General features: G+C 44.3%; 1 pseudogene. It reads left to right on the top strand.

What is annotated here, in order from left to right:
* Window positions 1-52: 52 nt before the first annotated feature.
* A pseudogene (locus tag ACFIK8_RS13070) lies at window positions 53-531 on the top strand (phage late control D family protein); the annotation flags it as partial.

Raw genomic sequence — 531 nt, 5'->3', positions numbered from 1 at the left:
CCCTCCCCTATCCGAAAGCCACACCAGTGATCAGAATTTGGGGTAGCAAATCATGAAACCTTTTTGCACGGTTCTGGCAAATGGAGAAGACATCACCAAAACGCTCATGGATTATGTTTTATCAATTGAAATTACCGATGAAGCAGAAAACAAAAGTGATCGTATCACTATAGAGCTTGATGACCGTGCGCGTGACAGTGATAACGGCTTTCTTGATATTCCTCTTATCGGGACAGTTATTTCCATAACACTTGGCTATGAAGGCGGGAAAAACCGCGATATGGGAGCCTATCTGATAGACGAAATTTCTGTAAGCAGCTCACCGCAAAGCTTAAGTGTTACAGGACGCGCCGCATCAATGAACACGTCTTACAGAACCCCAAAAAGCCAATCCTACCACCAGAAAACCCTTGGCAGTATTGTTCAAGAGATAGCAGAGCGTAATGGCTATACACCAAAGGTTGATCCTTCTCTTGCAAAAATCGTTGTGCGTCACATTGACCAAACAGCTGAAAGCGATATGGCTTTTGC

This window comes from Bartonella sp. MR168JLCBS (assembly GCF_042194175.1).
The sequence above is the reverse complement of the archived record's forward strand: the minus strand, read 5'-3'. Positions and strand labels throughout refer to the sequence as shown.